Source organism: Umezawaea sp., from assembly GCF_036375055.1.
Lineage (GTDB): Bacteria > Actinomycetota > Actinomycetes > Mycobacteriales > Pseudonocardiaceae > Umezawaea.
Genome location: NZ_DASUSQ010000017.1, coordinates 91,827 through 107,164, shown reverse-complemented (window position 1 = coordinate 107,164; position 15,338 = coordinate 91,827). Strand labels below are relative to the sequence as shown.

Genomic DNA, 15,338 nt, shown 5'->3' with positions numbered 1-15,338 from the left:
GTTACGGTGCGGTGGCCCGTTCCCGACGTCGTGGGGGCCACCGTGCCGATCGTCGCCCGTCCGCCGCTGCTCGTGGCGCTCCTCGCGTTCGTGACGGCGGTGGTGACCGCGCCCGCGGTGAACGCCTCGCCCGCCGGGCGCACGCCGGTGGTCTTCGTGCACGGCCAGCAGGGGTCGGCGCAGCAGTGGCAGTCGACCGCGAAGCGGTTGTCCACCAACGGGTACCCCGACCGGCTGCTGCACGCCTACGAGTACGACACCAGCGTGGCCACCAACGACGCCGCGGTCGCCGGCCTCGACGGGTTCCTCGCGGACGTGCTGGCCCGCACCGGAGCGCGGTCGGTGGACGTCGTGGCGCACTCCCGCGGCACGACCGTCCTGCACGCCTTCCTGGGCACGCCCGAACGGGCGGCGCTGGTGCGCCGGTACGTCAACGTCGACGGCAGGTCCAGCGCCGCCCCGCCGGGTGGCGTGCCGACGCTCGCGCTGTGGGGAAGCCTGCAACCGACCGGCTCCATCGGCGGCGCGACCAACGTGTACCTGACCCACCTGGGGCACACGGAGACCGCGACGTCGGCGGAGAGCTTCGCCCACGTCCACCGCTTCCTCACCGGCCGGGACGCGGCCACCACCGACGTGCGGCCCGAACCGCCCGCGCTCGTCCGGATCGCGGGCCGGGCGGCGTACTTCCCGCAGAACCAGGGGGTCGCGGGCCGGCTGCGGGTCTGGGCGCTCGACGGCCGGACCGGGGCGCGCCGCGCCGTCCGGCAGAGCGTGGAGGTCGGGGCGGACGGCGCGTTCGGGCCGCTGCGGGTGAACGGCCGCGAGCACTACGAGCTGGTGCTCGAACGCGAGGGCGAGCGCACGTACCACTACTACTTCGAGCCGTTCGAGCGCAGCGACCTGTTCCTGCGCCTCCAGGTCTCCGGTCCGGGCGGCATCGGCGACCTGATCGACCAGTGCCCCGGCAGTTCGGCGTTCACCGTGCTGCGCAACCGGGAGTGGTGGGCCGACCAGCCGACCGACAACGACCGCCTGGAGTTCGACGGGGTCGACGTGCTGGCACCCGCCGTCGCGCCGCGCGCCCGGCAGGTGCTCGCGGGCTTCGTGTTCGACGACGGCTGCGACGGCGTGTCCGTGCCGGGGACCCCGCCCGCCCCGTTCGGCTCACTGCCGTTCCTGACCGGCGTGGACACCTACCTGCCGGCCCAGCCCAGCGGCACCGTCCGCCTCACCCAGACCGCGCGCGGAAGCGACGGCCGGTCGCGGACCCTCGCCGTGCCGAACTGGCCGTCGGACCTGCACACGATCAGCGTGCAGTTCAAGGACTACCTCGATCACGCGTTCGGCGACGGCCCGCACCGGTAGGGTCGGCCGGGTGGTCGACTGCGGAGACGTGCCCGCGCCCGTCCTGGCCCGGCTGCGGTCGCTGTGCCTCGGGCTGCCCGACGCCTACGAGGAACAGGCCTGGCGGGGCACGCGGTGGATGGTGCGCAAGCGGACCTTCGCCCACGTCCTCACGGTCGAACCCGAGCACCCGGCGGCGTACGCGAGGGCCTCGGGAGCGACGGAGCCGATCGTCGTCATGACGTTCCGGGCGCCCGGTTCCGAACTCGACGCGCTGGTCGGCACCGGCCACCCGTTCTTCAAGGCCGGGTGGGGAACCGACGTCGTCGGTCTGGTGATCACCGACGACGTCGACTGGGAGGAGGTCGGTGAGCTGCTGACCGACAGCTACTGCGTGCTGGCGCCGAAGAAGCTGGTCGCCCTGGTGGACCGGCCGGACTGAGCTACGCCACCCCCAGCACCAGCCCGCTGGTCGGCACGCCGGTGCCCGCCGTCACCAGCACGTGCCCCACGCCGCGCACCTGGTTCACCGCCGTGCCCCGCACCTGCCGCACCGCCTCGGCGATCCCGTTCATCCCGTGCACGTACGCCTCCCCGAGCTGGCCGCCGTGCGGGTTGAGCGGCAGTCCGCCGTCCAGCTCCAGCATCCCGTCCGCGATGAAGTGCCTGGCCTCGCCGCGCTCGCAGAACCCCAGCTCCTCCAGCTGCACCAGGACGAACGGCGTGAAGTGGTCGTAGAGCACGGCGACGTCCACATCGGACGGACCGAGGCCCGACTGGCGCCACAGCGCCGTCGCGACGACCCCCATCTCCGGCAGTCCGGTGAGGTCGTCGCGGTAGTAGCTGGTCATGGTGAACTGGTCGGCGCCGCTGCCCTGCGCGGCGGCCCTGATCACCGCGGGCGGCCTGCGCAGGTCGCGCGCCCGTTCCGCGCTGGTCACGACGATCGCCACGCCGCCGTCGCTCTCCTGGCAGCAGTCGAGCAGCCGCAGCGGTTCGGCGATCCACCGGGACGACTGGTGGTCCTCCAGGGTGATCGGGCGCTCGTGGAACCACGCCTTCGGGTTGGTGGCCGCGTGCTTGCGGTCGACGACGGCGACGCGGCCGAAGTCCTCGCTGGTGGCGCCGTGGACGTGCATGTACCGGCGGGCGAACATGGCGACCATCGCGGCGGGCGTGCCCAGACCCATCGGGTAGGACCAGCTGTTGTCGACCGAACCGGCCGCCGCCGTCCGCACCTGGCCGAACCGGTGCCCGGACCGCTCGTTGAACGCGCGGTAGCAGACGACCACCTCGGCCACCCCGGTCGCGACGGCCATCGCCGCCTGCTGCACCGTCGCGCACGCGGCGCCGCCGCCGTAGTGGACCCGGCTGAAGAACCGCAGCTCCGGTATCCCCAGTTCCCGCGCCACGGCGATCTCGGCGTTGGTGTCCATGGTGAAGCTCACCAGTCCGTCCACGTCGGACGGTTCGAGCCCGGCGTCGGCGAGCGCGTCGCGCACGGCCTCGGCGGCCAGCCCCAGCTCGCTGCGGCCGGAGTCCTTGGAGAAGTCGGTGGCCCCGATCCCGACGACCGCGGCGGCCCCGGACAGGCTCATGCGGGCACCTCGATCCGGACGGTGGCGACGACGTGGTCGCCGTGGGCGGTGCGGCCCACCACCTCGACCACGTAGCCGTCGTCGCCGAAGCGGTCGACGACCTGGCCGAAGAACTTCAGCGTGTCGTGGGCGTAGCAGGGAGCGCCGAGCCGGACGTCGACCGCGCGCACCAGCGCCGCCGGACCCGCCCAGTCGGTGACGTAGCGCTGCACCAGACCGGTCGTGGTGAGGATGTTGACGAAGATGTCCTTCGAGCCGCGCGCCACGGCGAGGTCGCGGTCGTGGTGCACGTCCTGGAAGTCCCGCGTCGCGAGGGCGGTGCTGACGACGAACGTCGGGGTGGCCTCGACGTGCACCTCCGGCAGCGAGTCCCCGAGGGTCGGTGTCCCGGTCATGAGCGGCCTCCCGCGCGTGGTCGCCAACTCGGCATGGTCAGGTCGTCGTCGACCCGCGTGAACACGACCTCGACGGGCAGGCCCACGCGGACGTCGTCCGGCGCGATCCCGGTCAGCTCGCCCAGCATCCGCACGCCCTCGTCCAGCTCGACCAGCGCGACGACGAACGGCGTCTCCCGGCCGGGCACGCGGGGGTGGTGGTGCACGACGTAGCTGTAGACCTCGCCGACGCCGTCGGAGACGAGGTGGGTCGGCTTGGTGGCGCCGCACTCCGGGCACATCGGCCCCGGCGGGTGCCGCAGCAGCCCGCACCCCCCGCACCGCTGGATCCGCAGCTCCCCCAGCGCCGTGCCCTCCCAGAAGTACTCGGTGTCGAGGGTGGTCGCGGGCCGGATCACCGGCGCGGGCGCGACCCGCGCCGTCTCGGCGGGTTCGGCGGCCGGGCGGAACTTCAGCACCCGGAACCGCATCTCCGCGACCACCTCGTCCCCGACGTACCAGGTGTTCCCGGTCGTCACGAACCAGCCCTCGCCCAGCGCCGTCCGCTTGGGCCCCACCACGTCCTCCAGCCGCGTCGTCACCGCGACGTGCTCGCCGTGCCGCAGGTAGCGGTGGTAGGTCTGGTCGCTGTTGGTCGCCACGACGGAGGTGAACCCGGCCTCGTCGAGCACGGCGATCATCGCGCCGAGCGGGTCGTCCGGGGCGCGCCGCCCGTGCAGGCCGCCCATCGTCCACACCTGGATCATCGCGGGCGGCGCGACCAGCCCTCCGTGCCCGGCCGCCACGGCCGCCCCCCGGTCGGTGTAGACCGGGTTCGCGTCGCCGAGGGCCTCCACCCAGTTGAGCACCATCGGCAGGTTCACCGGGTCGCGGGCGAACCGGCGTTCGCTCTCGCCCGCCGCGGCGATCCGGGCGGCCTCCCGCTCCACGGCGCTCATCGCGGCACCCTCGGCAGTCCCAGCCCGATGGACGCCACCAGCTCGCGCTGGACCTCGTTGACGCCGCCGCCGAAGGTGAGCACGAGGTTCCGCTTCGCCTGCACGTCCAGCCAGAGCGCCAGCTCGGCGGTCTCGGGGTCGGCCGGGTCGCCGTGCCTGCCGACGACCTCCTCCAGCACCCGCCCGACCCGCTGGGTCCTCTCGGAGGAGAACACCTTGGTCGCCGAGGCGTCGGCGACCTCCCCGCCGGGGGACGAGGCCACCTGCCAGTTCAGCAGCTCGTTGACCCGCACCACGGCCCGCACCTCCGCGAACGCCCGTCGCACGTCGGGTCGCGCGAGCAGCGGCCCGCCGTCCGGGCCCGTCCTGGTCGACGCCCACCGGCGTACCCGGTCGAGCTGCGCGGCGATCCGGCCCGCCGGTCCGAGCATGACCCGCTCGTGGTTGAGCTGGGTGGTGATGAGCCGCCAGCCCGCGTCCTCCTCGCCGACCCGCATCCCGACCGGCACCCGCACGTCGGTGTAGTAGGTCGCGTTGACGTGGTGGGCGCCGTCGCAGGTGATGATCGGCGTCCACGAGTAGCCGGGGTCGGTGGTGTCGACGATCAGGATCGAGATCCCGCGGTGCCGGGAGCCCTCCGCGCCGGTCCGGCACGCCAGCCACACGAAGTCGGCGTCGTGCCCGCCCGTGGTGAACGTCTTCTGGCCGTTCACCACGTAGTGGTCGCCGTCGCGAACGGCCCTGGTGCGCAGCGACGCCAGGTCCGTGCCCGCCTCCGGCTCGGTGTAGCCGATCGCGAAGTGCACCTCGCCGGACAGGATGCGCGGCAGGAAGAAGTCCTTCTGCTCCCGCGTCCCGTGCGCCTGCAACGTGGGCCCGACGGTCTGGAGGGTCACGTAGGGCAGCGGCACGTCCGCTCGCGCGGCCTCGTTGACGAAGACCTGCTGCTCGACCTCGCCGAACCCGCGTCCGCCGTACTCCTCGGGCCAGCCGACGCCGAGCCACCCGTCGCGGCCCATCCGGCGCACCAGCGCGCGGTAGACCTCGCCGTGGCGCTCGGTGAGCATCGCCGCGCGGTCGTCCGGGGACAGCAGCCCGGCGAAGTAGGCGCGCAGCTCGTCGCGCAGCGCGCGCTGGCCGTCCGTGAGGTCAACGAACACCGGGCTCCTCCTCGTGCCGGGCGAGCAGGTCCAGCCGGTGCTCCGCGCCGCCGACGAACCGGGTGAGGTCCTTGGCCAGCCCGTAGAACCGGTGCATCGGGTGGGTGATGTCCACGCCCAGCCCGCCGTGCAGGTGGTGGCACGTGTGCACGGCCACGAGCGCCTCGCCCGCGAGCCAGTGCGCGGCGGTGTCCAGGTCGAGGTCGGCGTCGCGGCCGGTCGACAGGCGCCAGCACGCGGCCAGCGCGGCCAGGTGCAGCGTGCGGGCGGCGACGTAGACGTCGGCGACCTGGCCCGCGACGGCCTGGAACGCCGACAGCGGCTTGCCGAACTGGTGCCGCGTCCCCACGTGCGCCACGGTCAGGTCGAGCGCGCCCGCCAGGACGCCGTCGCCGAGCGCGCAGGCGCCCGCGAGCGCGAACCGGCGCAGTCCGGTCACCGCGCCGTCGCCCAGCAGGGCCGCGGCGGGCACCCGGACGTCGTGCAGCCGCACGGTGGCCTCCGGCGCGCCGCCGGAGGAGCGGGTCGGCACCAGCGACACGCCGTCCGCCGTCGGGTCCACGACCAGCACGCCGGGTCCGTCCCGGAGCGTGGCCGTCACCAGGACGCGGTGCGCGGTCCCCGCGAACGGCACGCCCACCTTCGTGCCGGACAGCACGTACTCCGCGCCGTCGAGCCGGGCCGCGGTGCGGGGCTCGGAGGGCAGCGGGTCGGAGGGCTCGCTCTGCGCCGCGGTGAGCACACCGCCGTGCGCCGCCACCACCGGCAGGAGTTCGTCCTGCTGGTCGGGGGTGCCGTAGCGGACGACCGGCAGCACGCCCAGCGCCAGCGCGGCGAACGCGGGCACGGCCGCGGCCCGGCGGCCGACCTCGGTCAGCACCGCGGCGACCTCCAGGAGGCCCAGCCCGTCACCGCCGAGCCGTTCCGGCACCGCGAGCGCGGTCAGCCCTGCCTCGCCCATCGCCTTCCACGCCGCGTCGTCGTAACCGGGGTCGCCGCGCTCGCCGGTCTCCCGGTCCAGCACCCGCGCGCACAGGCCCCGCACCTCGTCCTGGGTCTCGTCGGGGGCAAAGTCCACGTCGACTCCTCGTCAGTGCGCGTTGTCCCTCGGCAGGCCGAGGATCCGTTCGCCCGCCAGGTTCAGCAGGACCTGCGTGGTGCCGCCCGCGATGCTGAGGCACCGGCTGAGCAGGAACTCGTGCACGGCCTCCCGCGCCGGGCCCTCGGTGGTCGCGCCGTCCGGTCCGAGCAGGTCGACGGCGAACTCCGCCACGGTCTGCCGGTGCCGCACGCCGACCAGCTTGCGCACGCTGGACCCCGCGCCGGGGTCCTCGCCGCCCAGCCGCCGCAGGCTCGCCCGCAGGTCGAGCAGCGACACCGCGAGCCCTTCGCCGACCAGCGCTCCCACGCGTTCCCGCACGTCCGGGTCGTGGGCGGCGTCCCCGGCGAGGAGCCGTTCCAGCGACTCCCCCAGCGACGACCCGCGCCCCATCGCCACGCGCTCGTCGGCCAGCGTCGAGCGGGCGAGCTTCCAGCCGCCGTCCACCTCGCCCACCACGCGGTCGTCCGGCACGAACACGGCGTCCAGGAACACCTCGTTGAACACCGACTCGCCGGTGATCTCCCGCAGCGGCCGCACGTCGAGGCCCGGCGTGCGCATGTCCACCAGGAAGTAGGTGATGCCGCGGTGCTTCGGGGCCTCGGGATCGGTGCGGGCCAGGCAGATCGCCCAGTCCGCCTCCCTCGCCAGCGACGTCCACACCTTCTGGCCGGTCAGCAGCCACCCGCCGTCGGTCCGCACGGCCCTGGTGCGCAACGACGCCAGGTCCGACCCGGCCTCCGGCTCGCTGAACATCTGGCACCAGGTGATCTCGCCGAGCAGCGTCGGCCGCACGAACCGCTCGCGCTGCTCTTGCGTCCCGTGGCGCAGGATCGTCGGCGCCGCCCAGCCGCCGATGACCAGGTCCGGCCGCCGCACGCCGACGCGGTCCAGCTCCTCGTCGATCACCAGGAGCCGCGCGGGTGACGCGTCGAGCCCGTACGGCTCCGGCCAGTGGGGCACGAGGTAGCCGGTGTCGACCAGCCGGGCGCGCCGCCGCTCGGGCGGCAGCGCCGCGACCTGCTCGGCCACCGCGCGGGCGGCGGCGCGGTCCTCGGCGGAGTCGTCGTCGAGGTCGATGCGCAACGACCGGCGCGCGCCGCCGAGCACCAGGTCCGCGGCCCGCCTGCGCCACCTGGCGGAGCCACCGGCGAGCTGCCGCAGGGCCAGGGCGCGGCGCAGGTACCGGTGGGCGTCGTGCTCCCAGGTGAACCCGATGCCGCCGAGCACCTGGACGCAGTCCTTCGCGTTGTCGACCGCGGCGTCCAGCGCGACGGCGGCGGCGACCGCCGCGGCCAGCGGGTGCTCCGCGGGGGCCTCGTCGGCCGCGCGCGCCGCGTCCCACGCGACGGCGCTCGCCCGTTCCACCCGGCACAGCATCTCGACGCACAGGTGCTTGACCGCCTGGAACGACCCGATCGGCCTGCCGAACTGCTCGCGGTGGCGGGCGTGCTCGACGGCGGTGCGCAGGCACCACCCGGCGATCCCGCTCGCCTCCGCGGCGAACAGCGTGACGGCGAGGTCGAGCGGGTCGGGCGGGTCGACCAGGACGTGGTCCGGCGGCACCTCGACCCCGTCCAGGGTCACGCCGCCCAGCGGTCGGGAGAGGTCGACGGCCGCGCGCTCGGCGGTGGTCACGGCCTCGGCGGGCACGACGAACCAGACGTCCCCGTCGGTGAGCAGCAGGTGCGTGGTCGCGCCCGCGCCGAGGACGTGCTCCACCGCGCCGCTCACCACGAGTCCGCCGTCGGCGCGCCGCACCGCGTCCACCGCGCCGCCGGAGAGCGCCAGCCCGACCGTCGCGGTCCCGTCCGCGAGGCGCCGGGACAGCTCGGCCTCCCGGCACAGCACGCCCGCCAGCGCGGTGGGCAGGACCGGGCCGGGCACCAGGGAGTCCGCCGCCTGTTCGAGGACGGCCGCCAGGTCGACCACGCCGCCGCCCTCCTCGGGCCGCGTGAGGGAGAAGACCCCGAGGCGCGCGAGGTCGGGCCAGTGCACGGGGCGCTCGGCCTTGGCGGCCCACTCGCGCACGCCCGCCTGCGCCGCGCGCTGCTCGTCGGTCATCGCGATGGGCATGCGACCTCCTCCGGTACCCGAGGTCGACTATAGAACGTGTTCCAGTTTTGCCGACAGCCCCAGAACGGTAGAAAGTGGAACGAGATCGTCTCGAATAGTTCGCGGCAGAGAGGGTGACACAGGCCACCGCCCGGCTCGCGGGCGCGATGCGGTCAGGTATCATATTCGCACTACTGGAACAGGTTCCTATCAGACCGTGCAGGGGGATCACCTCGGTGGCAGCCGCATCGAAACCACGCGCGACCGGCACGGTCGCGCTCGGCACGCTGGCGGGCGAAGAGCTCGGGTCGGCCGCCCAGCGCGACCGGCGCAAGCGGATCATCGACGCGACCATCGCGCTGGCGTCCAAGGGCGGGTACGACGCCGTGCAGATGCGCGCGGTCGCCGATCGGGCCGACGTCGCCCTGGGCACCCTGTACCGGTACTTCCCGTCCAAGGTCCACCTGCTGGTGTCCAGCCTCGCCGCGGAGTTCGAGCGCGCCCAGGAGAAGATGGACCGCACCACGATCCCCGGCGAGAACCCCTACGAGCGCGTGCTCTTCGTCCTCGGCCGGATCACCCGCGGCCTCCAGCGCAACCCGCACCTCACCGAGGCGATGACCCGCGCGTTCACCTTCGCCGACGCCTCGGCGAGCGCGGAGGTCGACACCGTCGCGCTGCTCATGGAGCGCATGTTCACCGGCGCGATGAGCGACGAGGAGCCGACCGAGGAGCACAAGGCCATCGCCAGGGTGATCGGTGACGTCTGGCTGTCGAACCTGGTCGCGTGGGTGACGAGGCGGGCGACGGCCACGGACGTCGCCACCCGCCTCGAACTCACCGTTCGGCTGCTGCTCGCCTGACCGGCGCGTACTCGACCACACCGTCCACCACGGACGACTCCAGCTCGCCGCGGACCACCAGCACGTCCAGGTGCGCCCCGGTCTCGCCGGTCGCCAGGATCCGGTCGAACAGGCCCAGGTCCTCGAACCGGCGCTGCCTGCTGGTCCAGCCGAGCTTGCGCGCGGCCTCGTACGTCGTGACCGCGCCGGAGAGCACCGCCTCCAGCGTCGCCCCCAGGCGGTCCTCGTGGTGCGCCACCAGCTCGTCGACGCGGGCGTGCACGCTGGGCGCGACGGGCCCGTGCGCGGGCAGCAGCCGCATGTCCGGATAGGACCGCACCAGCCGCAGCGAGTCCAGGTAGTCGCCGAGCGGGAGCGCCGACCGCGCGGGCTCGAACCCGATGGACGGGGTGATGTGCGGCAGCACGTGGTCACCGGCGAAGAGCAGCGACGACCCGGCGTCGACGTAGACCACGTGGCCGTTGGTGTGGCCGGGGGTCGGCACCGCCCGCAGCACCCGGCTCCGCAGCGCCACGTCCACCGTGCCGTCGAGCCACTCGTCCGGCTCCTCGTACCCCCGCCGCGCCTCGTCCCGGTCGAAGTTCCGGTACGCCACCCGCAGTTCCTCGGCCACGCCCTCCGCGCCCCAGCGGGCCAGCTCGGCCAACTGGCCGTCCGCCTGACCGCTGAGGATCTTCGCCAGCGACGGCTGCTCGCCGATCCCCAGCGCGACCTTGGCCCCGAACAGCTTCCGGAGCGTGACCGCCATCGTGTAGTGGTCGCGGTGCAGGTGCGTGACCAGGAACCGGTGCACCTGCTCCAGCCCGTACCCGATGGCGTCGAGCGACTCCTCCAACCGCGCGCGGGCCTCGTCCAACGCCCACCCGGAGTCGATCAGCACGAGCCCGTCGCCGTCCTCGACGGCGTACACGTTCACCGCGCGCAGACCGTCCATCGGCAGGGGAAGCGGTATCCGGTGCACGCCCGGCGCCACCTCGTAGGTCCCCTGCTCCGTCCAGGCGTGCTTGGATTCCGGCATCCGCACCTCCGCGTCGTTCGGAGGCCGATGCTATCCGGGACCGGTGGCGCGGCACGGTGTCCGGACACGGGAAAACCTGGTGGGCGCGGTCGGGAACGCGCCCACCAGGCGTCGGGGACCCGGTCGTCTCAGCTGCCGGTCAGCGAGATGGCCAGGTCGGGGAACGCGAACGGGTGCCTCCCGATGGCGGTGGCCTCACCGTTGAGCAGGTTGACGCTGTACAGGCTCGTCGAGCCGTTGGGCGCCGTGAGGCTGGCGAACCCGAGCACCGAGGCGGCCTTGCCGCCGTTCAGGACGCTGAAGATGTCGAAGCCGGCCTTGAGGCCCGCGTCCACGGTGAGCGACCCGGTCGGGACCAGGCTCCCCAGGTTGGGCGGCGACTGGATCACGACCTGGTCCAGGATCGTGCCGATGTCGAACAGCGTGGTGGCGCTGTCGGGGTTCAGGTCGTTGTTGGTGTACGCGGCGGCGGTGACGCCCTTGGTCGTCGCGGGTGACGGCGGGGTGTTCAGGTTGCCGTCCTCGTCCGTGGTGTGGGTGGCCAGGTTGTGGCGCAGGTTCTGGCCGTTGTCGCTGATCACCCGCAGGCGGTCGGCCGCCGGGTTGAAGTCGACGCCGAAGGTCGTGCCGTACAGCGCGACCGACAGCTGCGACACCTTCGTGAGGACCGGTTCCGGGGTGAACTTGACCGTGTACACACCGCCCTTGTTGCCCACGACGTACAGCAGGCCGTCCTGCACCCGGTAGTCGAGCCCGATCGCGGCGTCGTCGCCGACGAAACCGACGATCTCCTTGACCCAGTCGAGCCTGTCCGGCCGGTCGGTGGTGTAGGTGGCCATCACCCTGCCGTCGGGCGAGATTCCGTACGCTCTCAGGCTGGGCACCGCGGCGGAGCTGCTGCCGGGGCTCCCCACGACCACCGCCGCCACCACCGACACCGCCACGGCCGCTGCCGTGAGCCCCTTCTTGATCCGTGCGTGCATGTCCCTCTCCCCTTCTCGGACCGTTCGCCGCCCGACGCTATTCGGCGCGACTGGACATCCGTTGGACGCCGGCGCGGCTACTCGGATCAGCCCCTTGTCCCCGTCCTGAGCCGGCACCACAGTGGAGTCACGAACCAGGAGGGGGACGTGCGATGAGGATCAGGCGAGGGGTGGCGGTGCTCGCGGGGTGCGCCGCGGTCCTGGCGGCAGCGGTGTCGCCCGCCGCGGGCAGCGCGCCCGGGGGTGCGGCCCTGACGTGCTCCGGGGACGTCAAGACCACCGGACCGCTGCCGATCGAGGACGCGTCGTGGACCTACGTCTACACGCTGACGTGGTGCGTGGAGGGCGGGAGGATCGTCGACGCGGTGCAGGAGGTGAGCCACGTCCTGCACACGGCGAGCTGCGCGTGGGTCGGGCGGAAGGAGGAGAAGATCGAGCCGGGCGTCGCGGCGTGGACCGCCTTCGACATGAGCGAGTTCCGGTGCGTGGACGGTGACGGCAAGACCGAGGGCGTGAACCCGTGGGTCGACGTGACCTTCTACCCGAACGGCCACTTCGACCCCGCCGACGGCGTCGAGCGGTCGGCGCGGTAGCCGGTGCCCGGCACCGGGTCAGACCGGGGACCGCCCCCGTGCCCGTTGGAGCAGGGCCAGGGTGCGGGCCGCGCCGCGGCGGTCACCGGTCCGGCGGTGGACGGCGAGCGCGCGACTGGCGTGCCGGAGCGCGGCTCGCCGTTCACCCGACGCCAGGAAGATGCCCGCGAGGGCGGTCATCGCCTGGCCCCGCAACGCCTGGAAGCCCGCCTCCTCGGCCAGCGCGAGGGCGTGCCGGGCCCGACCCGCGTCCCCGGTGACCGTCGCCAGACCGATGATGATGTCGACCTCGGGGTACCGGTCGCCGGTCTCGCCGATGAGGTCGAGCGCCTGCTGGTAGCGGTCGACGGCGTCCTTCCGGTGGCCGAGGTGGTGGTGCAGGGACGCGAGGGTGGCCAGCGCCTCCGCCTCGGTCCTGGGGTCACCGGTCTCCTGGGCGAGCGTGAGACCCGCGCGAGCGTGGTCCAGCGCCTCGGAGCGGCGGCCGAGGTCGAACAGGGCGGCCGCCAGCCTGCTGTTCGCCTCGGCCTCACCGCTGCGGTCACCGCCCTCGCGGTGCAGGGTGAGCGCCCTGGTGAGCAGGTCGGCCGCTTCCTCGGGCAGCCCTCGGGCCCGCTGCGCCTGCCCGAGGTTGCACAGGTTGATCGCCTCGCCGTACTGCGACCCGATCCGCCGGTACCGGCTCAGCGCCTGGCCGTAGTGCTCCGCCGCCAGGGAGAGCCTGCCCATCTCCCAGTGGACGAGCCCGAGGTTGCCGAGCGCGACGGCCTCGCCCGCGACCTGGCCGATCCCGCGGCTGAGCGCCAGCGCGCGCTCGAACCGGGCGGCGGCGACGCCCAGCTTCCCGGACTGCCAGTACACGCACCCGAGGTTGCCGAGCACGGCCGCCTCGGCCTCCACCCACCCGGCTCGGCGCGCGAGCAGCAGCCCGTGGGTGTAGTGCCGGACGGCCTGCCGGTACCGGCCCTGGCGGAAGTGCACGTCGGCGAGGCTGAGCCGGGCCGCCGCCCCCGCGCGGTGCTCGCCCGCCTCCTCGCCCGCGTCCTCGGCGGCGGCGAGCCCCGCCTCCGCGGTGGCCAGCCAGTCCACCCGCCGCATGCTCATCCAGAAGTAGCCGCGCAGGGCGTCGGCGAGCCGCCACGCCATGGGCCGGGGTCCGCTGCGCGCCGCCTCCCGGACGGCCGCGACGAGGTTGCCGCGCTCGGAGTCCAGCCAGTTCGACGCCGAGACCAGGTCCGTGACGGCGGAGGGCGTCCGCGCGCCGCTGTCGGGCGCGGGCAGCCGCAGCATGTGCGGGTAGAGCCTGCGGGCGGCGCTGTCCACCGCGTGCAGGTACCAGTCGTAGAGGCGGTGCAGGGCGGCGTCGCGGTCCTCCTCCGGCTCCCTGGCGTCCAGCTGTTCGGCCGCGTAGCGGCGGAGGAGGTCGTGGAAGCGGTGGCGGTCGGGTCCGTTGCGCTCGACGAGGTGCGCCGAGGCGAGCCGGTCCAGCAGCCGACCGGCGTGCTCCGGGTCCGCGCCGACGAGGGCGGCGACCGCCTCGGTGCTGAAGTCGGTGCCCGGCACCAGGCTCAGCAGGCGGAACAGCCGCCGCACGCCAGCGGGCAGCGCGGCGCAGGACAGGTCGAAGGCGGTGCGCACCGCGGCGTGCTCGTCGCCCCGCACCGACAGGGCCGCCAGCAGGTTGCCCTCCCGCAGCCGCGCGACGTAGTCCTCGACCCCGTGGCCGGGGTGGTCGGCGAGGTTGGCCGCCGCGATCCGCAGCGCGAGCGGGAGGTAGGCGCACAGCTCGGCCAGTTCGGCGGCCGCCGCGTGGTCGGTGCCGAGCACCGACGCCAGCAGCTCCAGCGCGTCGCCGGGGCTGAGCACGTCGAGCGTGAGCTGGCGGGCTCCGTGCGTGGCGACCAGGCCCGTCATCCGGTCGCGCCCGGTGACCAGCACCAGGGAACCGGGACCGGCGGGCAGCAGCGGCCGGATCTGGTCCGGCCCGACAACGTTGTCCAGCAGCACGAGCGTCCGGCGGTCCGTCATCAGCGTCCGGTACATCGCCGACGCGGTCTCCAGGTCGAACGGCACGCGCTCCGCCGGCACGCCCAGCGCGGACAGGAACTGCGCGAGCACCTCGACCGGCGTGGCCGCCGGGCCCGGCGTGTGGCCGCGCAGGTTGGCGTAGAGCTGCCCGTCGGGGAACCGGTCGCGGACGCGGTGGGCCCAGTGCACGGCGAGCGCCGTCTTGCCGACGCCCGCGGTCCCGGAGATCGCGGCGATCGTCACCGCGCCGCCCGTCCGCTCGCGGTCCAGCAGCAGGTCGTCCAACGTGGACAGCTGTGCGGTCCGGCCGGTGAACCCGGCGGGTTCCGCGGGGAGCTGCTTCGGGATCCGCAGCACCGACCGGGGTTCGGCGGTGCCCGTCGCGCTCGCGGTCGGGGCGCCGTTGTCGTGCAGCAGCGCCGTGTGGGCGTCGCGCAGCTCCGGTCCGGGGTCGATGCCGAGCTCGTCGACGAGCCGGTCGCGGACGTCGTGGTAGATCTGGAAGGCCTTCGCCCGCTGGCCCACGGCGTGGTAGGCGCGGATGAGGCGGGCCTGGGCGGGTTCGTCCAGCGGTTGCTCGGCCGCGGCCTCGGCGACCTCGGGGAGGATGTCGGCCGCCGATCCGATCTCGATCATCGCGTCGCCGTAGCGGGCGAGGACCTCCCACCGCTTGGCGACCAGCGCCACGACCTTCGGGTACGTGGACAGGAACGGGACGTCCGCCAGCGGGCGCCCCTGCCACAGCCGCAGCGCCTCGCCGAGCAGCGCCGCCACGCCGACCGCGTCGTCCTTGCGCTGCGCGATGCCCGCCTCGGCGACGAGCCCGCGGAACTCCACCAGGTCGATGTCCACCGCGTCCTGGTTCACCGCGTAGCCACCGCCGAGGTGCGGGAGGACCTCGCTGCTGGTCCGCCGCGGCCGGTCGGGCTCCAGCAGCCTGCGCAGGTGCTTGATGTGCGTCTGGAGCACGTTGACCGCGCTCCGCGGCGGGCGGTCGCCCCACAGCGCGTCGACCAGTTCGAGCTTGGTCATCGCCTCGCCCTCGGCGAGCACCAGCAGTCCCAGCACGGCTCGCCGGGCGGGTGGACCGAGGTCGACCTCGACACCGTCGTTCCACGCCCGCGACGAACCCAGCACCTGGATGCGCACAGACTTGGCCACTGGGCGGAACGTATCCAAACGACCGGACCCCGGCAAGAACATCTCGGTAAACCTCGTCGCCCCGAACGACATTGGGTCCGCTCAGGCTAGCGCCACCGCA

12 protein-coding genes and 1 pseudogene are annotated in these 15,338 nt (G+C 73.9%); 4 read left to right on the top strand and 9 right to left on the bottom strand.

The genetic code is table 11. The features are described 5' to 3' along the window. Positions 1 to 1,368: pseudogene (locus VFZ92_RS06220) on the top strand (hypothetical protein); the annotation flags it as partial. A gap of 10 nt (positions 1,369 to 1,378) precedes the next feature. Beyond that, a complete protein-coding gene (locus VFZ92_RS06215; protein ID WP_330874816.1) occupies positions 1,379 to 1,789 on the top strand; it encodes an MmcQ/YjbR family DNA-binding protein in 411 nt (136 codons plus the stop codon). A gap of 1 nt (position 1,790) precedes the next feature. Here VFZ92_RS06215 and VFZ92_RS06210 read toward each other — a convergent pair whose 3' ends face one another. From VFZ92_RS06210 to VFZ92_RS06185, 6 genes are read right to left on the bottom strand one after another with little or no spacing between them, the layout of a single operon-like run. Beyond that, complete coding sequence (locus VFZ92_RS06210) at positions 1,791 to 2,945, bottom strand: lipid-transfer protein (protein WP_330874815.1); 1,155 nt, start codon at positions 2,943 to 2,945, stop codon at positions 1,791 to 1,793. Then, positions 2,942 to 3,340, bottom strand: coding sequence for a MaoC/PaaZ C-terminal domain-containing protein (locus tag VFZ92_RS06205; RefSeq protein ID WP_330874814.1), 399 nt, complete (start codon positions 3,338 to 3,340; stop codon positions 2,942 to 2,944). The genes VFZ92_RS06210 and VFZ92_RS06205 overlap by 4 nt, the downstream gene beginning before the upstream one ends. Next, positions 3,337 to 4,278: a bifunctional MaoC family dehydratase N-terminal/OB-fold nucleic acid binding domain-containing protein gene (locus VFZ92_RS06200; RefSeq protein ID WP_330874813.1), complete on the bottom strand. Its 942-nt coding sequence runs from the start codon at positions 4,276 to 4,278 to the stop codon at positions 3,337 to 3,339. Before VFZ92_RS06200 ends, VFZ92_RS06205 begins: the two co-directional genes overlap by 4 nt. Beyond that, complete coding sequence (locus VFZ92_RS06195) at positions 4,275 to 5,438, bottom strand: acyl-CoA dehydrogenase family protein (RefSeq protein WP_330874812.1); 1,164 nt, start codon at positions 5,436 to 5,438, stop codon at positions 4,275 to 4,277. The genes VFZ92_RS06200 and VFZ92_RS06195 overlap by 4 nt, the downstream gene beginning before the upstream one ends. Next, entirely contained in the window at positions 5,428 to 6,516 is a 1,089-nt protein-coding gene (locus VFZ92_RS06190; protein WP_330874811.1) for an acyl-CoA dehydrogenase family protein, read from the bottom strand. Before VFZ92_RS06190 ends, VFZ92_RS06195 begins: the two co-directional genes overlap by 11 nt. Positions 6,517 to 6,528: 12 nt before the next feature. Continuing rightward, positions 6,529 to 8,613, bottom strand: coding sequence for an acyl-CoA dehydrogenase (locus tag VFZ92_RS06185; RefSeq protein WP_330874810.1), 2,085 nt, complete (start codon positions 8,611 to 8,613; stop codon positions 6,529 to 6,531). Positions 8,614 to 8,828: 215 nt separating this feature from the next. Here VFZ92_RS06185 and kstR point away from each other — a divergent pair, with 215 nt between their 5' ends. Then, a complete protein-coding gene (gene kstR / locus VFZ92_RS06180) occupies positions 8,829 to 9,455 on the top strand; it encodes a cholesterol catabolism transcriptional regulator KstR (protein ID WP_330874809.1) in 627 nt (208 codons plus the stop codon). On the opposite strand, the gene VFZ92_RS06175 is transcribed toward kstR, so the two are convergent. Together VFZ92_RS06175 and VFZ92_RS06170 are read right to left on the bottom strand one after the other, a co-directional pair. Further along, positions 9,430 to 10,473 carry an MBL fold metallo-hydrolase gene (locus VFZ92_RS06175; RefSeq protein ID WP_330874808.1) on the bottom strand — a complete coding sequence of 348 codons (1,044 nt, stop codon included), beginning with the start codon at positions 10,471 to 10,473 and terminating at the stop codon, positions 9,430 to 9,432. The genes kstR and VFZ92_RS06175 overlap by 26 nt on opposite strands. A 128-nt stretch (positions 10,474 to 10,601) precedes the next feature. Next, complete coding sequence (locus VFZ92_RS06170; protein WP_330874807.1) at positions 10,602 to 11,456, bottom strand: DUF4394 domain-containing protein; 855 nt, start codon at positions 11,454 to 11,456, stop codon at positions 10,602 to 10,604. Positions 11,457 to 11,608: 152 nt separating this feature from the next. Here VFZ92_RS06170 and VFZ92_RS06165 point away from each other — a divergent pair, with 152 nt between their 5' ends. Further along, positions 11,609 to 12,049: a hypothetical protein gene (locus tag VFZ92_RS06165; protein WP_330874806.1), complete on the top strand. Its 441-nt coding sequence runs from the start codon at positions 11,609 to 11,611 to the stop codon at positions 12,047 to 12,049. 18 nt (positions 12,050 to 12,067) lie between these two features. Here VFZ92_RS06165 and VFZ92_RS06160 read toward each other — a convergent pair whose 3' ends face one another. After that, on the bottom strand, positions 12,068 to 15,238 hold the full coding sequence (locus tag VFZ92_RS06160) for an AfsR/SARP family transcriptional regulator (RefSeq protein WP_330874805.1): 3,171 nt from the start codon (positions 15,236 to 15,238) through the stop codon (positions 12,068 to 12,070). Positions 15,239 to 15,338 lie beyond the last annotated feature (100 nt).

Excerpts from the sequence above, each read along its gene's own strand:
- VFZ92_RS06210 (WP_330874815.1), bottom strand. The coding sequence starts at position 2,945 with ATGAGCCTGTCCGGGGCCGCCGCGGTCGTCGGGATCGGGGCCACCGAC.
- VFZ92_RS06205 (WP_330874814.1), bottom strand. The coding sequence starts at position 3,340 with ATGACCGGGACACCGACCCTCGGGGACTCGCTGCCGGAGGTGCACGTC.
- VFZ92_RS06200 (WP_330874813.1), bottom strand. The coding sequence starts at position 4,278 with ATGAGCGCCGTGGAGCGGGAGGCCGCCCGGATCGCCGCGGCGGGCGAG.
- VFZ92_RS06185 (WP_330874810.1), bottom strand. The coding sequence starts at position 8,613 with ATGCCCATCGCGATGACCGACGAGCAGCGCGCGGCGCAGGCGGGCGTG.
- VFZ92_RS06175 (WP_330874808.1), bottom strand. The coding sequence starts at position 10,473 with ATGCCGGAATCCAAGCACGCCTGGACGGAGCAGGGGACCTACGAGGTG.
- VFZ92_RS06170 (WP_330874807.1), bottom strand. The coding sequence starts at position 11,456 with ATGCACGCACGGATCAAGAAGGGGCTCACGGCAGCGGCCGTGGCGGTG.
- VFZ92_RS06165 (WP_330874806.1), top strand. The coding sequence starts at position 11,609 with ATGAGGATCAGGCGAGGGGTGGCGGTGCTCGCGGGGTGCGCCGCGGTC.